The following is a 14,777-nucleotide window of genomic DNA, read 5'->3' as shown; positions in this document are numbered from 1 at the left end:
CGTGGGGCAATCCAGGGTGCTGGGTGCGGGAAAAACCAGACTTCGCGGTCTGATCCGGAGCTTGGCGGCTGTGGAAGTTTGCTATTTGAACCCTGGCCCGGCCCCGTATTCACGGGATTTCCCTGGCTTTCGGCGCCTGTCTGGAAGGTTCTGACGGGGCGGCTTTTGCGCCAGAAACACCAGCAACGATGGATGATCCGTGCATTTTGGCGCAAGTTAGGCATAATACGCGGCTTCGATTTTGACCCCGAACAGACCTTTTCTTATGCAGAAAGAACCTCGTAAGGTCCGTGAGTTTCGTCGCCGCGAGCAAGAAATTCTCGATACCGCGCTCAAGCTGTTCCTCGAACAAGGTGAAGACAGTGTCACCGTCGAGATGATTGCGGATGCCGTGGGTATCGGCAAAGGGACCATCTATAAGCATTTCAAGTCCAAGGCGGAGATCTACCTGCGCCTGATGCTCGACTACGAGCGCGACCTGAACGAGCTGCTGCACTCGGCCGACGTCGACAAGGACAAGGAAGCCCTGTCCCGGGCCTACTTCGAATTCCGCATGCGTGACCCGCAGCGCTATCGGTTGTTCGACCGCCTGGAAGAGAAGGTGGTCAAGGGCAACCAGGTGCCGGAGATGGTCGAGGAACTGCACAAGATCCGTGCGTCCAACTTCGAGCGCCTGACCCTGCTGATCAAGGGTCGCATCAGTGAAGGCAAGCTTGAAGACGTGCCGCCGTACTTCCACTACTGTGCCTCGTGGGCGCTGGTGCATGGTGCGGTTGCGCTGTACCACTCGCCGTTCTGGAGCAATGTGCTGGAAGATCAGGAAGGCTTCTTCCAGTTCCTGATGGACATCGGTGTGCGCATGGGCAACAAGCGCAAGCGCGACCCCGACACCTCGAACAGCTAAGGCATTCAGCCGCTGTATTGCGCCATCGACAAACTGTATGGCGCAGTGTCCGAGGAATATACTCAGGCATGGGACTTGCCAAAACCTGATTTTTGGGTCAGGTTTTGCCCGGTTCTCCCTTCCTACGCCGGAGTCATCCATGATCGTTGATCGTCAAGGCAGGCGCTTTCGCAACTTGCGGATCAGTCTGACGTCTGCCTGCAACTACGCCTGTACCTACTGCGTGCCCAACGGCAAGCGGCTGGTGGCTGCCCAGGACGAGTTGTCGGCCGAGGCAATGGCTCGCGGCGTGGCGTACCTGATGGAAGCGGCGGGCATCGAGCGCTTGCGCATCACCGGTGGCGAACCCCTGGTCAGTCCCAAGCTGGAAGCCTTCATGGGCGCGGTGGGGCGCATGGGGCTGGACGACATCAGCCTGACCACCAATGGCCAATTGCTTGCGCGCAAGCTGCCGTTGCTGGTGGAGGCCGGTATCCGCCGGATCAACGTTTCCCTCGATACCCTGGATGCGACGGCTTTTCGCAGCATTGCCCGTGGCGGCGACCTGGCCACGGTGCTCGATGGCATGCAGCAAGCCCGCAGTGCCGGTTTGAAGATCAAGGTCAACATGGTGCCGTTGCGCGGGCAGAACCTGGATCAGGTGATGCCGTTGCTGGATTACTGCCTGGAACGGGGTTACGAGCTGCGTTTCATCGAGCTGATGCGCATGGGCCACCTGGCCAATGATGGCAACGCTTTCCTGCAGCAGTTTGTCAGCCTGCAACAGTTGCTGGACCTGATCGGGCAGCGCTACGAATACCTTCAGGCCGATGCACCGGTGGATGCTACCGCGGTGCGCTACGCCATTCCCGGGCACGGTCATTTCGGCGTGATCGCCAACGAAAGCGTGCCGTTCTGCCGCACCTGCTCGCGTTTGCGGCTGTCCTCCACGGGCTGGCTGCACGGCTGCCTTTCTTCGAGCAATCGTCACTATGTCGGCGACCTGCTGGACAAGCCGCGCCATCAGGCTCTGCCGGCCTTGCAGCGGCTGCTGGTCAAGGCCTTGGGGGACAAGCAGGAGCTGGCCTTTTCCGGCGGAGCCACGGTGATGAAGATCATTGGCGGCTGAGGCGCTTTGCCGACGAATTCCCTTCCTTGGCGGAGCTGGCGCGGAAGCTGCATCCCGTGGCCATTCGCCGGTTTTCCGTCACCGGATTTTGGAGGGTAGGATGCGTAGCCTGGTTTTGCTGCTGGCCTTTTTGGCACTCGGCGGCTGCATGAATGTCAGTGATATGGGCGAAGGGGTGCGCTATCACCTGAGTGATGCGGGGGTGCTCGATCACAGTGATACACGCCGCACCAGCTCGTTCCGCATTCAGCCGGATTCGTTCATTTTCATTGCCCAGGGGCATTTCGTACCGCCGGGTGGCGCTTATCCGCGGCCCAACGTGGTAGCCGAGGAAGCCTTCAACGGCTTTGTCGAGTATTTCCCCATGGTGCGTCGGGCCAAGGCGCCCGAGGGCCTGAATGAAGCCATGGCCGAAGCCCGGGAAGCGGGGGCGCACTATCTGCTCTACGCCCGTTTCGCCAAGGCCGATGACCGTATCGGTAACTCTGACGAGTGGCTGGATCAGGAAGCCGTGGACCGCCTGGGGGTGGATACCAGTACCATCCAGATCATGTTGATCGAAACCAGTACCCAGTACCTGATCGATTCCGCGCGGATTCGCAGCCGTGGCGGTTTACTGACGTTCCACGACAACAAGCCACAGGATCTGCTTGGTCCGCCGTTGCAGCAATACGCGCGCGGCCTGCTGGGCCTGAGCGACTGATTGATTGAGGGAGGAGAGCGGTATGAGTGGTCCAGGCAAGGCCAACGACCTGTTGGCGCAGATTCCCAAGGCTGAAAAAGGCTTGCCGCCGGTCCACCTGTGGAACCCCGACTTCTGCGGCGATATCGATATGCGCATCGCCCGCGACGGCACCTGGTATTACCTGGGTACGCCGATCGGCCGCAAACCCATGGTCAAGCTGTTCTCCACCATCATTCGCCGCGATGGCGATGACTATTTCCTCATCACTCCGGTGGAGAAGGTCGGCATCAAGGTCGATGACGCACCCTTCGTCGCCGTGACCCTGGAGGTCGAAGGGCAGGGCGAGGCTCAGGTACTGCGCTTTTCTACCAATGTCGAGGAGCAGGTGGTCGCCAATGACGAGCACCCGCTGCGGGTGGTGATCGACTCCCTGACCCAGGAACCGGCGCCTTACCTCCTGGTTCGACACAATCTTGAAGCGCTGATCCATCGCAACGTCTTCTACCAACTGGTGGAGCTGGCGCAGACCCGCCAGATCGACGGCCAGAATTGGCTGGGGGTGTGGAGTTGCGGGGTGTTCTTTCCCATTGGTCTTGAACCCTGACGGGCGTTTCAGACGGCTGTAAGAAGATATTTCTTGCTCTGGCTCGGGCCTTTCATGTATCAAGCCGGACATGATCAAACATGTCCGATTCGATAAGAAAACAAGGGTGGTCGACGAGTTGATCCGGCGTATTGAAAGCGGCCTGTTGGAGGACGGCTTTCAACTGCCGGGCGAGCATCAGTTGGCCGAAGAATTCGGTGTCAGCCGTGGCACCTTGCGCGAGGCCCTGGCCGAGCTCAAGCGGCGCAACTACATCGCCACGCAAAGCGGCGTAGGCTCCATCGTCACCTTCGACGGTGTTGCCCTGGATCAGCATCATGGCTGGGCCCAGGCCCTGGCCGACAGCGGTGCGCTGGTCAACACCGAGGTGCTGCGCCTGGAGGCGATCCAGCGCCCGGACCTCAAGCATCGCCTGGGCACCGACCAGTTCATCGCCCTCGATCGCCGGCGCCGCAGCACCGATGGCCGGGTGCTGTCCCTGGAGCGCTCTCTGATCCCGGCTTCCGGCGAGCTGGAAGGCCTGCCTAGGGTCGGCCTGATCGATGATTCCCTGACCATTACCCTGGCCGCCTACGGCTATATCGGCGAGCGCGGCGATCAGTGGATCGGCGCCGAGCCCTTGAATGCTGAAGATGCCCAATTGCTCGGACGTGCTCCGGGCGAAGTCTTCCTCAAGGCCCTGCGTACCACCTACGACCGTCAGGGGCGCTTTATGGAGCAGGTCGAAAGCCTGCTGGACCCGCAGCATTTTCGCATGCACCTGCAGTTCGGAGAGCCGCGGTGAATGCATTGCAGCGCGCCCTGGGCGCCTTCTACGGGCTGGCCCTGGGCGATGCGCTGGGCATGCCGACCCAATCCTTGAGCCGGGAACAGATCCAGCAGCGCTTCGGCGTCATCCGCACCCTGGAGGACGCCGGCCCGGACCAGCCGATTGCCGCGAACATGCCCCGGGGCTCCATTACCGACGATACCGAGCAGGCGATCCTGGTGGCTCGCCTGTTGGTCCGGGGGCAGGGCCGGATCGCTCCGGCGGCCCTGGCCCAGAGCCTGATCGAGTGGGAGGCGCAGATGCAGGCCAAGGGTTCCCAGGATCTGCTGGGGCCTTCCACCAAACGCGCCATTGAAATGATCCTCGCCGGGGAGTCCGTTGAAGAGGCGGGCCGCTATGGCACCACCAATGGCGCCGCCATGCGCATCACGCCGGTGGGCATCGCCGCCGATGTGGCTCGGCCCGAGACCTTTCTGCAGGCGGTGGTCGAGGCCTGCCAGGTGACGCACAACACCAGCCTGGGCATTGCCAGCGCGGCGGCGGTGGCGGCGGTGGTGTCCGCCGGAATCAACGGCCAGCCTCTGGCCGAAGCCTTGGCACTTGGTGTGCAGGTCGCCCGGCAGGCCCAGGCCCAGGGGCACTGGGTAGCGGGTGCCACCATCGGTGCTCGCTTGGACTGGACCAGCACCCTGCGTGTCGACGGCGATCGGGAAGGCTTTGCGCGGATGCTCTACGAGCTGATCGGCACCTCGGTGGCTTCCCAGGAATCGGTGGTGGTGAGTTTCGCCCTGGCCCGACAAGTGGCCCTGGGGCAATTGCCGGCCTTCGAGGCACTGTGCATGGCCGCCGGCCTTGGGGGCGACACCGACACTATCGCGGCGATTCTCGGTGCCATGCTCGGCGCTTGCCTGGGGATGGAGATCTGGCCTGGCGAACTGATCGGGCAGGTGCGAAAGGTCAATGAGCTGGACCTGCAGCCTCTGGTGGAACAGCTGCTGGCGCTGCGTTGAGCCGCCTTTAAGGTACAGGCCGCGGTGTGCGGCCATGTTGCCGATCGCTATGGAAAGCTATGACACGGCCAGGAATGCCGGGATGTTCTGTGACTTCCGAAATTGCCCAATACCCCTAACAACGGCAACAGGAGTTTTATCATGAGTTCATCCACGGCCGGATCAGGCGCCGGGCAACTGGAAACCCGCGGTATCGAGCCGGTTCCCGAGGCAGAGTGCGACGGGCACCCGCTGCAGCTGTTCTGGGTCTGGTTCGCGGCCAACATCAGTATTCTCGGCCTGCCCCTGGGGGCGACTCTGGTGGCGTTTCGCGGTTTGTCGATCTGGCAGGTGCTGCTGGTGGCCATCCTGGGGTCGGTGGGGTCGTTCGCCGTGGTCGGCCTGATCTCGGTAGCCGGCCGGCGCGGGCGGGCGCCGAGCCTGACCCTGTCCCGGGCAATCTTCGGGGTGCGGGGCAATATCGGCCCGACCCTGGTGTCGATGCTTTCACGGGTTGGCTGGGAGACGGTCAATACCACCACGGCGGCCTTCGTCCTGCTGTCCCTGAGCTCGATCCTGTTCCAGACCCCGGCCTCGGCCAAGGATGCGCCGCTGCTGACCCTGCTGTTCATCGGCATCTTCGTGCTGATGACCCTGAGCGTCTCCGGCCTGGGCCACGCCACCTTGCTGGTCATCCAGAAGTGGGCCACCTACGGCTTTGGTGCCCTGAACGTGCTGGTGGGCGGTTTCCTCTGCGCCACCATCGACTGGGCGGCGGTCTTCAATGCCGCGCCGGCCCCCATGAGCGCGATGATCATCGGCGTCGGCACCATGGCCGCCGGGACCGGGATTGGCTGGGCCAGTTCCGGGGCCGATATGTCGCGTTATCAGCACCGTTCGGTAACGGCCGGGCGCCTGGTGGCTTCGGCGGCGTTTGGCGCCGGCATTCCGCTGGTGTTGCTGATTACCCTGGGCGGATTGCTGTCGGTGGGCAACGACCACCTGGCCTCGGCAGTGGACCCGATCATCGCGATCCGCGACATGCTGCCGACCTGGATGGCGGTGCCCTACCTGGTCGCGGCCTTTGGCGGCCTGCTGCTGTCCAACAACCTCTCTGTGTATTCCGCCGGCCTCACCGCGCTGACCCTGGGCCTCAAGGTCAAGCGGGTCTATGCGGTGCTGGTGGATATCGTGGCGATCTTCCTCGGCTCGATCTATTTCATGCTGATTGCCGACAGCTTCTATGGCCCTTTCATCAGCTTCATCTCCCTGCTGGCGGTGCCGATCACCGCCTGGGTGGGGATCTTCGTGGTGGACCTGATCCATCGTCATCACTACAGCGCCGATGATCTGCTCAACGTCGGCCCGAGCAGCGCCTACTGGTACCGGGGCGGCATCGAATGGCGAGCGTTTGGCGCCTGGGTGCTGGCGATTGTGCTGGGCTTCTGTTTCACCACCATCGGCACCACTGCCGAAGACGTCTGGTTCACCGGGCCCCTGGCAGATTCCTGGCTGGGGCATAACGGCCTGGGCTGGATCGTCACCTTCCTGGTGGCCGGCGGCGGTTACGCTCTACTGGGCGGTGCCCGGGACCGGCGCGCGGCCTTTGTCGAGAACGCCAATGCCTAGGTTGCTGCACACCGGCCAGGTGATAGTCGACCTGGTGATGGCGGTAGAGCGCCTGCCGGCCTCCGGAGGCGATGTGCTCGCGCAATCTGCGGGCTTCGAGGCCGGTGGCGGCTTCAACGTGATGGCCGCCGCGGCGCGCAACGGGTTGCCGGTGGTCTACCTCGGGCGCCACGGGCAGGGGCGCTTTGGCGACCTGGCGCGGGCGGCGATGCAGGGCGAAGGCATTCAGATGAGCCTGGAGCCCGGCAGGGGGGCTGATACCGGTCTGTGCGTGGCCCTGACCGAAGCCTCTGCTGAACGCACCTTCATTTCCCATATCGGCGCCGAGGGCGAATTGTCGGCCGAGGATCTGGCCCGGGTCCGGGTGGAGGCGGGGGATTACCTCTATGTCAGCGGCTACAGCCTGTTGCAGGAGTGCAAGGCACGGGCCCTGCTGGACTGGTTGCTGGCGCTGCCTCGTTCGATCCCATTGATGTTCGACCCGGGGCCGTTGGCCGGTTCGGCAGATTCACCCTTGATGGCGGCGCTGTTGCCACGGATCGACATCTGGAGCAGCAACCGCGCCGAGGCATTGCAATTGACCGGTACTTCGCAGATTGCCCAGGCGCTGGCGCAGCTCGAAAGCTGGTTGTCACCTGCGGCGTTGCTGGTGCTGCGTGATGGCCCCCGCGGCTGTTGGGTCAGCCGCCAGGGGCAGGCGGTGCAGGTGCCGGGGTTCAAGGTGGAGGCGGTGGACAGCAACGGTGCCGGTGATGCCCACGCCGGGGTCTTGGTCGCCGGGCTCGCAGCGGGCCTCGAGCCGCTGATGGCGGCTCGTCGGGCCAACGCCGCGGCGGCGATTGCCGTCACCCGGCGTGGCCCGGCCACCGCTCCGGGCAGTGCCGAAGTGGATGCCTTGCTGGCGCGCGGCTGAGTCAGCGGCGAGCAGCTGGCCGTGGGTCAGCCGGCCTTGCTCAAGGCTTCGATCAGCTCCTGCTTGCGCATGCGCGAGCGTCCCGGAATCTTCTTCGCCCGAGCTTCGCGCATCAGGCTGTCCTTGCTCTGGGTGCCCAGGGACGCCGCGCTGTTGCGGGCATGCCCGTGGCGTGTGGCCACCGCGCGCCGGGCCGACTCGCTGCGGGCCCGGGCCTTGTCTGCCGGGCTTTTGTCCCGACCGGAGCCACCCGCCCGTTCACCGCCGCCGGACTGCTTGTTCACCGTGGCCCAGGCCCGTGCTTCGGCCTGCTCCGGCGAGAGCCCGCGTTCTTCGTAGCTGGCTTCGATGGCCGCGGCCTTGCGGCGCTGGGCCAGGGTGTATTTCGCTTTGCTTCCTCGAGTCATGACATCTCTCCTCAAGGCCCTGGCGCACAGGGCCTGCTGGATTGAACCGGCGGTTACTGGCTGCTGCCTTCAGAACCTGAGCCGCCGGTGGTGGTTTTCGAGCCGGTACCGGTCTTGCCACTGTCGGGTGTGCTGGAGTCCATGGTGCCGACACCGCCCTGGCGGCCGTTGTCGTTGCCCTGAATGCGCGGGTCGGTCCCGGTCGCCGGTGGCAATGAGCCTTCGTCCATGGCCGGTGGGTTGATGTTGATCTTCGGCGTGCCCTGGGTGGCCGGGGATTTCGGGCCTTCAACCGGGTTGGTCGGGCCGGTGGCGCCGGCCAGGGCAGCAGTGGACAGCAGCCCGGCCAGGGCCAGGGCGCAGAGTTGGACCTTGATCATGGTGTCGCCTCCATTCGTTAGAGTCGTTACCTGATATTGGTCCGCTGCCGGGGCCGGTTGGTGCCTGATGATCGACGAACGGTGTTATGCACCGGCTGCCATACGCCAGTGGCCCAGGCGCCGCCAGCCCAGGCGGCCAAGGCTGATCAGCCAGTTCAGCAACGCCACGCCGAGCACCGTGAACAGCAGCGCCTGGATGCCGGCTTCGACGATGATCCGCCCGGCCAGCCAGGGAAAACCGAAGACCCCGATGAAGTACGACAGGCTGAACAGCAGCAACGCCTGGGAGGTGCAGCCGGCTGGCGCTTCGTTGGCCGCCAGGCCGTTGATCACCGAGTAGGTCAGGCCATAGCCCACCCCCAGGGTCACGGCAGCCAGCAGGTAGCTGGCGCTGCTGTCGACAGCAAATAAAAAGAGCAGGATCGACACCAGCATCAGCCCCGAGAGCAGGGAGGCAGCACGAAAGGGATCGCGCTTGACCACGATCCCGGCGATCAGCAGGCGGCTGGCGATGGCGGCGCTCATGAAGCCGAGGAAGAACAGCGAGTAGTCGACGCCGCGGGAGGGGCCGTAGCTGGTCTGGAAGCTCGACAGGCCGCCGAATACGCAACCTCCCAGGCCCACCATGAGAATCGGCCAGACGGCGCGGGAGGACAGCACCTGCGCGGTGCCAGCCCAGGTGATGCCAGCCGCCGAGGTGCCCAGGTGGTTGGCCTGCTGGCGCAGCCGGCCGCCCAGCCGCCAGAAGATCAGCACACCCAGCAGGCTGGCGCCGGCGGCGATCAGAAAGGCGCTGGTCAGTGGGTAGCCCAGGGCACTGGCCAGGCGCCCCAGCAAGGGGCCGGAGCCGATGCCGGTCATCATGCTGCCCGACAGCAATGCGAAGTAGCGGGCCCGTTGCGCGGGCTCCACCAGCATCGCCACGATGATCGGTCCCAGGGTATAGAACACCCCCCAGCCCAGGCCCAGGGTCAGGCCGAAGAACAGCAGGCCGGGGCCGACCCCCGGGGTCAGGGCAAAGCCCAGGCTGGCCACCGCCAGCAGGCAGCCGAACACTGCCACCGAGCGCGCGGCGCCGAGGCGGTCCGAGAGGTGCCCGGAGCCGATCACCGCAACAAAGGTGCTGAGCATGGCTGTGGAAATCACCGTGCCGGCATCGTGTTCATTGCCGCCACGGCTGCCGATCAGCAGCGACAGGAGAAAGGTCGAGCCGTAGGACAGCGACAGCAGGTAGCTGCCCAGGCAGAACAGGCCGAATAACGGGGCCGAGACCCGGGACTGCTGCGGGGTGCACGCTGACATGAAAGTGCCTCTTTATGCTTGAAGTCATGTCGGGCTTTCTAACATGGCGCCTCCCGGTGTTTGTTGTGTTCCTGCAGGCCTCAGGGTTAGTCGGCAGCGGAGTAAGTGCCGTGCGCAAGGAACTGGGCCGGGGGGGCTTGGCATAAATGGTCGTGCATGTATTTCTGCCGCCGTTCTAATATGGCCGCCTGATTCCAACAAGAGAGCCGTCGATGACCGTAGAAATCCGTCCTGCACTGCCCAGCGATGCCCCGCAGATTCTTGCGTTCATCACCGAACTTGCCGATTACGAGCGGGCCCGCCATGAAGTGATCGCCAGCGTCGCCGATATCGAACGCAGCCTGTTCAGCGAGGGGGCCACGGCCCATGGCCTGATCTGCCTGCGCGAAGGCGTGCCGATCGGCTTTGCGGTGTTCTTCTTCAGTTATTCCACTTGGCTGGGCAGCAATTGCCTGTACCTGGAGGACCTTTACATCACTCCGGAACAACGGGGCGGCGGGGCGGGCAAGCAACTGTTGCGGCATCTGGCGCAGATCGCCTGTGACAATGATTGCGGGCGCTTCGAATGGAGCGTGCTGGAGTGGAACGAGCCGGCGATCCAGTTCTACAAGTCCCTGGGCGCCCAGCCTCAGGAGGAATGGGTCAAGTACCGCATGGATGGCGAAGTGCTGCGCGCCTTTGCTCGCGGCTGACCTCCGCTGGCTCGTGGAGGAGCCGGCGTGCCGGCGAAGGCGCACGCCATCGGCGCCCCCGGCGACAAGCCATGCTTTGACGGTGTCGAGAATCAGCCTTTCAAGGTTGCCATGTCGATCACGAAGCGGTACTTCACATCACCCTTGATCATGCGCTCATAGGCTTGATTGATCTGGCGGATGTCGAGCATTTCGATATCGCAGGTGATGCCGTGCTCGGCGCAGAAGTCCAGCACTTCCTGGGTCTCGGCAATGCCGCCGATCAGCGAGCCGGCCAGCACCCGGCGGCTCATCACCAGCTTGCCGGCGTGCAGCGCCGGGTCCACCGGTTCGATCAGGCCCACCAGGATATGCACGCCATCGAAGCGCAGGGTGTCGAGGTAGGGGTTGAGGTCGTGGGGCACCGGGATGGTGTCCAGGAGAAAGTCGAAGTGCCCGGCCACCGACTGCATCTGCGCCACGTCGGTGGATACGATCACATGGTCGGCACCCTGGCGGCGGGCTTCTTCGGCCTTGCTCGCGGAGCGGGTGAACAGGGTCACTTCGGCGCCCAGGGCCTTGGCGAACTTGATGCCCATGTGGCCCAGGCCGCCCATGCCGAGAATCCCCACCTTGTCACCGGGCTTGACCCCGTAATGCTTGAGTGGCGAGTAGGTGGTGATGCCGGCGCAGAGGATTGGCGCGGCGCTGGCCAAGTCGAGTTTCTCCGGAATGCGCACCACAAAGTGCTCGCTGACCACGATGCTGTCGGAGTAGCCGCCCATGGTGTTGCTGCCATCGACCCGGTCCGGGGTGGCGTAGGTCATGGTCGGGCCTTGCAGGCAGTATTGCTCCAGGTCGGCGGCGCAGGCCTCGCAGTGGCGGCAGGAATCCACCATGCAACCGACGCCCACCAGGTCGCCGACCTTGTGCTTGCTGACGTTGGCGCCGACGGCTGTGACCTTGCCGACGATCTCGTGGCCCGGCATCAGCGGGTACACGGCGATGCCCCATTCGTTGCGGGCCTGATGGATGTCGGAGTGGCAGACGCCGCAGTAGAGGATCTCGATGGCGACGTCGTCCGCACGCGGACTGCGGCGCTGGAAGCTCATGGGGGCGAGGGGAGTGGTGGCCGATTGGGCGGCATAACCGATGGCGGTGTACATGGTGGACCTCGCAAAAGCATTGACGATTGAGGCGTGGCATTCTCGGCGTCGGGCCCTGGGCCAACCATGGCGATTCCTCGGCATGTCATGCCTATTCCTCCGGCATTGGCGGTTTTCACGCGGCATTGGCGTACAGACCTGCGATGATGTTTTCGTCCCTTTTTCCGTGAAGTTTTCCCCATGCTGCTGACCCGCCATCTGGACGCCAACGCCACCCTGGTCTCGCTGATCCAGCCCCTTGCCAGCCGTGACGGTTTCGTTGCCACCGCCTTGCCCGGGGTCCAGGTGCTGCGGGCCAGTTGCGATGTGGCGCGGGGCCCGCAGATCTATGAGCCGAGCCTGATGATCATTGCCCAGGGCAGCAAGCTGGCCTACCTGGGCACGCGAACCCTGGAGTACGGTGCAGGGCATTACCTGATCCAGGCCCTGTCGGTGCCCTTCGAGTGCGAAACCTTCGCCTTGCCCGATGCGCCGCTGCTGGGGGTTTCCATCGCCATCGACCGGGCGGTATTGAGCGAGCTGGTGCTGGCCATGGGCGTCACCGAAGGCCGGGCGGCTTCGGCGCAGACCCTGGAGTCGATGACCTCGGCTGTGCTCGACGACGCCATGCGTGGTTGCGTGGAACGCCTGTTGCGCTGCCTGCACGATCCTCTGGAGTGCAAGGTCATGGGCCCTTCACGGGTGCGCGAGTTGCTCTTTGCCGCTTTGCGCGGGCCCCAGGCCGATGCGCTGCGGGCGCTGGTGGAGCAGCAGGGGCAGTTCGCCCGGGTTGCGGCTTCGCTCAATCACCTGCACGAGCACTACACCGAGCCGTTGAACGTCGAGACCCTGGCCCGCTGCGCCAACATGAGCACCTCGACCTTCCACGAGCATTTCAAGCGCAGCACCCTGCTGTCGCCGGTGCAGTACCTCAAGCGCCTGCGCCTGCTCAAGGCCCAGCAGTTGCTGCTGGGAGAGGGGCTGGGCGTGGCCCAGGTGGCTCATCGGGTGGGGTATCAAAGCACTTCGCAGTTCAGCCGCGAGTACAAGCGCTACTTCGAACGCAACCCGGGCGAAGAACGCGCCGCTTGAAAACATCGCCCCCCTTGTAGGAGCTGGCTTGCCAGCGAATGCGCCCTTGGGCCGGAGCAAGGCTTGGGGGGCTCTTCGCCGGCAAGCCGGCTCCTACAGGTGGCGGTGTCGCTGAATCCCGGGCATGAAAAAGGCCCCCATAAAGGGGGCCTTCTTTTATCGCACCGGCTTACATGTTCGGGTAAGTCGGGCCGCCGGCGCCTTCCGGAGTGACCCAGGTAATGTTCTGGGCCGGGTCCTTGATGTCGCAAGTCTTGCAGTGCACGCAGTTCTGCGCGTTGATCTGGAAGCGCTTCTCGCCATCTTCCTGGGTGATCACCTCATACACGCCGGCCGGGCAGTAACGCTGGGCAGGTTCGTCGTACAGCGGCAGGTTGCGGCTCAGCGGGATGCTCGGGTCGGTCAGCTTCAGGTGGCAAGGCTGTTCTTCTTCATGGTTGGTGCCGGAGATGAACACCGAGCTCAACTTGTCGAAGCTGAGTTTGCCGTCGGGTTTCGGATAGTCGATCTTCACGCAGTCCTTGGCCAGCTTCAGGCAGGCGTAGTCCGGCTTGGTGTCGTGCAGGGTGAACGGCAGTTTGCCGCCGAAGATATTCTGGTCCATCCAGTTGAAGCCCGCGCCGATGATCGGGCCGAACTTGTGCATGGCCGGGCCGAAGTTACGGCTGGCGAACAGCTCTTCATACAGCCAGCTGGCCTTGAACGAATCGACGTAGCTCTTGAGTTCGTCGGCTCCTTCGGAGCCGGCGAACAGCGAGTCGGCTACCGCATCGGCGGCCAGCATGCCGGACTTCATGGCGGTGTGGCTGCCCTTGATCTTGGCGAAGTTCAGGGTGCCAAGGTCGCAGCCGATCAGCGCGCCACCCTTGAACACCATCTTCGGCAGCGAGTTCAGGCCGCCCTTGCAGATGGCGCGGGCGCCGTAGCTGACGCGCTTGCCGCCTTCCAGGTACTGCTTGAGCACCGGGTGATGCTTGAGGCGCTGGAACTCGTCGAACGGCGACAGGTAAGTGTTGGCGTAGGACAGGTCGACGATCAGGCCCACTACTACCTGGTTGTTTTCCAGGTGATAGAGGAAGGAGCCGCCAGTGTTCTCGTTGCTCATGATATCCAGCGGCCAGCCGGCGGTGTGCACCACCAGGCCAGGCTGGTGCTTGGCCGGGTCGATTTCCCAGATTTCCTTGAGACCGATGCCGTAGTGCTGGGCGTCGGCGTCGCTGTCCAGCTTGAACTGCTTGATCAGTTGCTTGCCGATATGGCCACGGCAGCCTTCGGCGAACAGGGTGTATTTGCCGCGCAGTTCCATGCCGGGGGTGTACATGCCCTCTTTCGGCTGGCCTTCACGGTCGACACCCATGTCGCCGGTAAGAATCCCGCGGACTACGCCGTTTTCGTCGATCAGGGCTTCCTGGGCGGCAAAGCCCGGGTAGATTTCCACGCCCAGGTTCTCGGCCTGCTGGGCCAGCCAGCGGCACAGATTGCCCAGGGAAATGATGTAGTTGCCTTCGTTGTGCATGGTCTTGGGCACAAAGAAGTCTGGAACCTTGGTGGAGGTTTCGCTGCTGCGCAGGACATAGATGTCGTCGCGGGTGACCGGGGTGTTGAGCGGGGCGCCCAGTTCCTTCCAGTCCGGGAACAATTCATTCAGGGCCCGTGGTTCGAACACGGCACCGGAAAGGATGTGAGCACCGACTTCGGAGCCTTTTTCAACCACGCAGACGCTGATTTCCTTCCCGGCTTCAGCGGCCTTCTGCTTAAGGCGGCAAGCGGCGGACAAGCCTGCGGGGCCGGCACCGACGATGACCACGTCGAATTCCATGTATTCGCGTTCCACTAGGCTATCTCCTACTCAAGGCTCAACGGTTTTTTCTAATTGGAGGTTTGGCGTTGCATCCCCGCTTTCTCCCATCGCGCATGGGGGGGAGAAGGGGAGGACGGCCGACCTTTCTCTCTGGGCGGCGCATTATATCTACACCACTCTCAGCGTCCAATACAAACGTTTGTTTGAATTTGCCGCAGCCCAGGTAAATCAAAGAAGCGCGGCTTATAAACGGCTATTTTGCCGTATTGACCGGAAAAGGCGTTCCGGTCAAGATACGGTCGGTTTTGCGCTCGCCGTAGGCTGACTGTTGGTTTCAAGAGCACCTCTAAAGACAGGGCAAAGGCAGTAAAGGTGACG

Annotated in this window: 15 protein-coding genes; 10 read left to right on the top strand and 5 right to left on the bottom strand. The window is 63.6% G+C overall.

From position 1 onward, the window contains the following. The first annotated feature begins 265 nt into the window (after window positions 1–265). From ACUXVH_RS20260 to ACUXVH_RS20225, 8 genes are all read left to right on the top strand, one after another. On the top strand, window positions 266–904 hold the full coding sequence (locus ACUXVH_RS20260; protein ID WP_011060125.1) for a TetR/AcrR family transcriptional regulator: 639 nt from the start codon (window positions 266–268) through the stop codon (window positions 902–904). A 139-nt stretch (window positions 905–1,043) separates the two neighbouring features. Continuing rightward, a complete protein-coding gene (locus tag ACUXVH_RS20255; RefSeq protein ID WP_011060126.1) occupies window positions 1,044–2,012 on the top strand; it encodes a GTP 3',8-cyclase MoaA in 969 nt (322 codons plus the stop codon). A gap of 100 nt (window positions 2,013–2,112) precedes the next feature. Beyond that, on the top strand, window positions 2,113–2,715 hold the full coding sequence (locus ACUXVH_RS20250) for a DUF4823 domain-containing protein (protein WP_011060127.1): 603 nt from the start codon (window positions 2,113–2,115) through the stop codon (window positions 2,713–2,715). Between the two features lie 22 nt (window positions 2,716–2,737). Continuing rightward, a complete protein-coding gene (locus tag ACUXVH_RS20245) occupies window positions 2,738–3,301 on the top strand; it encodes a DUF1285 domain-containing protein (RefSeq protein ID WP_065363424.1) in 564 nt (187 codons plus the stop codon). A gap of 70 nt (window positions 3,302–3,371) precedes the next feature. After that, window positions 3,372–4,085: a GntR family transcriptional regulator gene (locus ACUXVH_RS20240; RefSeq protein WP_011060129.1), complete on the top strand. Its 714-nt coding sequence runs from the start codon at window positions 3,372–3,374 to the stop codon at window positions 4,083–4,085. Then, on the top strand, window positions 4,082–5,080 hold the full coding sequence (locus ACUXVH_RS20235) for an ADP-ribosylglycohydrolase family protein (RefSeq protein ID WP_011060130.1): 999 nt from the start codon (window positions 4,082–4,084) through the stop codon (window positions 5,078–5,080). The genes ACUXVH_RS20240 and ACUXVH_RS20235 overlap by 4 nt, the downstream gene beginning before the upstream one ends. Window positions 5,081–5,221: 141 nt before the next feature. Next, window positions 5,222–6,688 (top strand): purine-cytosine permease family protein, encoded by a 1,467-nt coding sequence (locus ACUXVH_RS20230; protein WP_041116809.1) that lies wholly within the window; start codon window positions 5,222–5,224, stop codon window positions 6,686–6,688. After that, window positions 6,681–7,601 carry a PfkB family carbohydrate kinase gene (locus ACUXVH_RS20225; RefSeq protein ID WP_015634716.1) on the top strand — a complete coding sequence of 307 codons (921 nt, stop codon included), beginning with the start codon at window positions 6,681–6,683 and terminating at the stop codon, window positions 7,599–7,601. Before ACUXVH_RS20230 ends, ACUXVH_RS20225 begins: the two co-directional genes overlap by 8 nt. 26 nt (window positions 7,602–7,627) lie before the next feature. On the opposite strand, the gene ACUXVH_RS20220 is transcribed toward ACUXVH_RS20225, so the two are convergent. The 3 genes from ACUXVH_RS20220 to ACUXVH_RS20210 all read right to left on the bottom strand — a co-directional run bounded on the left by ACUXVH_RS20220 (window position 7,628) and on the right by ACUXVH_RS20210 (window position 9,690). Further along, entirely contained in the window at window positions 7,628–8,008 is a 381-nt protein-coding gene (locus tag ACUXVH_RS20220; RefSeq protein WP_019094643.1) for a Rho termination factor N-terminal domain-containing protein, read from the bottom strand. A gap of 53 nt (window positions 8,009–8,061) precedes the next feature. Next, a complete protein-coding gene (locus ACUXVH_RS20215; protein WP_011060134.1) occupies window positions 8,062–8,388 on the bottom strand; it encodes a hypothetical protein in 327 nt (108 codons plus the stop codon). Between the two features lie 84 nt (window positions 8,389–8,472). After that, a complete protein-coding gene (locus tag ACUXVH_RS20210; RefSeq protein ID WP_065363425.1) occupies window positions 8,473–9,690 on the bottom strand; it encodes an MFS transporter in 1,218 nt (405 codons plus the stop codon). 212 nt (window positions 9,691–9,902) lie between these two features. Between ACUXVH_RS20210 and ACUXVH_RS20205 the strand changes: the two genes are divergently transcribed. After that, on the top strand, window positions 9,903–10,382 hold the full coding sequence (locus tag ACUXVH_RS20205) for a GNAT family N-acetyltransferase (RefSeq protein WP_011060136.1): 480 nt from the start codon (window positions 9,903–9,905) through the stop codon (window positions 10,380–10,382). 92 nt (window positions 10,383–10,474) lie between these two features. Here the strand turns inward: ACUXVH_RS20205 and ACUXVH_RS20200 are convergent, their stop codons facing one another. Further along, entirely contained in the window at window positions 10,475–11,527 is a 1,053-nt protein-coding gene (locus ACUXVH_RS20200) for an NAD(P)-dependent alcohol dehydrogenase (protein WP_019094642.1), read from the bottom strand. A gap of 180 nt (window positions 11,528–11,707) precedes the next feature. Between ACUXVH_RS20200 and ACUXVH_RS20195 the strand changes: the two genes are divergently transcribed. Then, window positions 11,708–12,598 carry an AraC family transcriptional regulator gene (locus ACUXVH_RS20195; protein ID WP_011060138.1) on the top strand — a complete coding sequence of 297 codons (891 nt, stop codon included), beginning with the start codon at window positions 11,708–11,710 and terminating at the stop codon, window positions 12,596–12,598. 169 nt (window positions 12,599–12,767) lie between these two features. Here the strand turns inward: ACUXVH_RS20195 and ACUXVH_RS20190 are convergent, their stop codons facing one another. After that, entirely contained in the window at window positions 12,768–14,432 is a 1,665-nt protein-coding gene (locus ACUXVH_RS20190; RefSeq protein WP_065363426.1) for an electron transfer flavoprotein-ubiquinone oxidoreductase, read from the bottom strand. Window positions 14,433–14,777 lie beyond the last annotated feature (345 nt).

This window comes from Pseudomonas sp. 8(2025) (genome assembly GCF_052665325.1).
Note: the sequence above shows the minus strand (reverse complement) of the source record. Positions and strands in the feature narration are given on the sequence as shown.

Bases quoted from the DNA above. Each gene is read 5' to 3' on its own strand.
- ACUXVH_RS20260 (WP_011060125.1), top strand. From the start codon at position 266: ATGCAGAAAGAACCTCGTAAGGTCCGTGAGTTTCGTCGCCGCGAGCAA.
- ACUXVH_RS20255 (WP_011060126.1), top strand. From the start codon at position 1,044: ATGATCGTTGATCGTCAAGGCAGGCGCTTTCGCAACTTGCGGATCAGT.
- ACUXVH_RS20250 (WP_011060127.1), top strand. From the start codon at position 2,113: ATGCGTAGCCTGGTTTTGCTGCTGGCCTTTTTGGCACTCGGCGGCTGC.
- ACUXVH_RS20245 (WP_065363424.1), top strand. From the start codon at position 2,738: ATGAGTGGTCCAGGCAAGGCCAACGACCTGTTGGCGCAGATTCCCAAG.
- ACUXVH_RS20240 (WP_011060129.1), top strand. From the start codon at position 3,372: ATGATCAAACATGTCCGATTCGATAAGAAAACAAGGGTGGTCGACGAG.
- ACUXVH_RS20230 (WP_041116809.1), top strand. From the start codon at position 5,222: ATGAGTTCATCCACGGCCGGATCAGGCGCCGGGCAACTGGAAACCCGC.
- ACUXVH_RS20225 (WP_015634716.1), top strand. From the start codon at position 6,681: ATGCCTAGGTTGCTGCACACCGGCCAGGTGATAGTCGACCTGGTGATG.
- ACUXVH_RS20220 (WP_019094643.1), bottom strand. From the start codon at position 8,008: ATGACTCGAGGAAGCAAAGCGAAATACACCCTGGCCCAGCGCCGCAAG.
- ACUXVH_RS20215 (WP_011060134.1), bottom strand. From the start codon at position 8,388: ATGATCAAGGTCCAACTCTGCGCCCTGGCCCTGGCCGGGCTGCTGTCC.
- ACUXVH_RS20210 (WP_065363425.1), bottom strand. From the start codon at position 9,690: ATGTCAGCGTGCACCCCGCAGCAGTCCCGGGTCTCGGCCCCGTTATTC.
- ACUXVH_RS20205 (WP_011060136.1), top strand. From the start codon at position 9,903: ATGACCGTAGAAATCCGTCCTGCACTGCCCAGCGATGCCCCGCAGATT.
- ACUXVH_RS20200 (WP_019094642.1), bottom strand. From the start codon at position 11,527: ATGTACACCGCCATCGGTTATGCCGCCCAATCGGCCACCACTCCCCTC.
- ACUXVH_RS20195 (WP_011060138.1), top strand. From the start codon at position 11,708: ATGCTGCTGACCCGCCATCTGGACGCCAACGCCACCCTGGTCTCGCTG.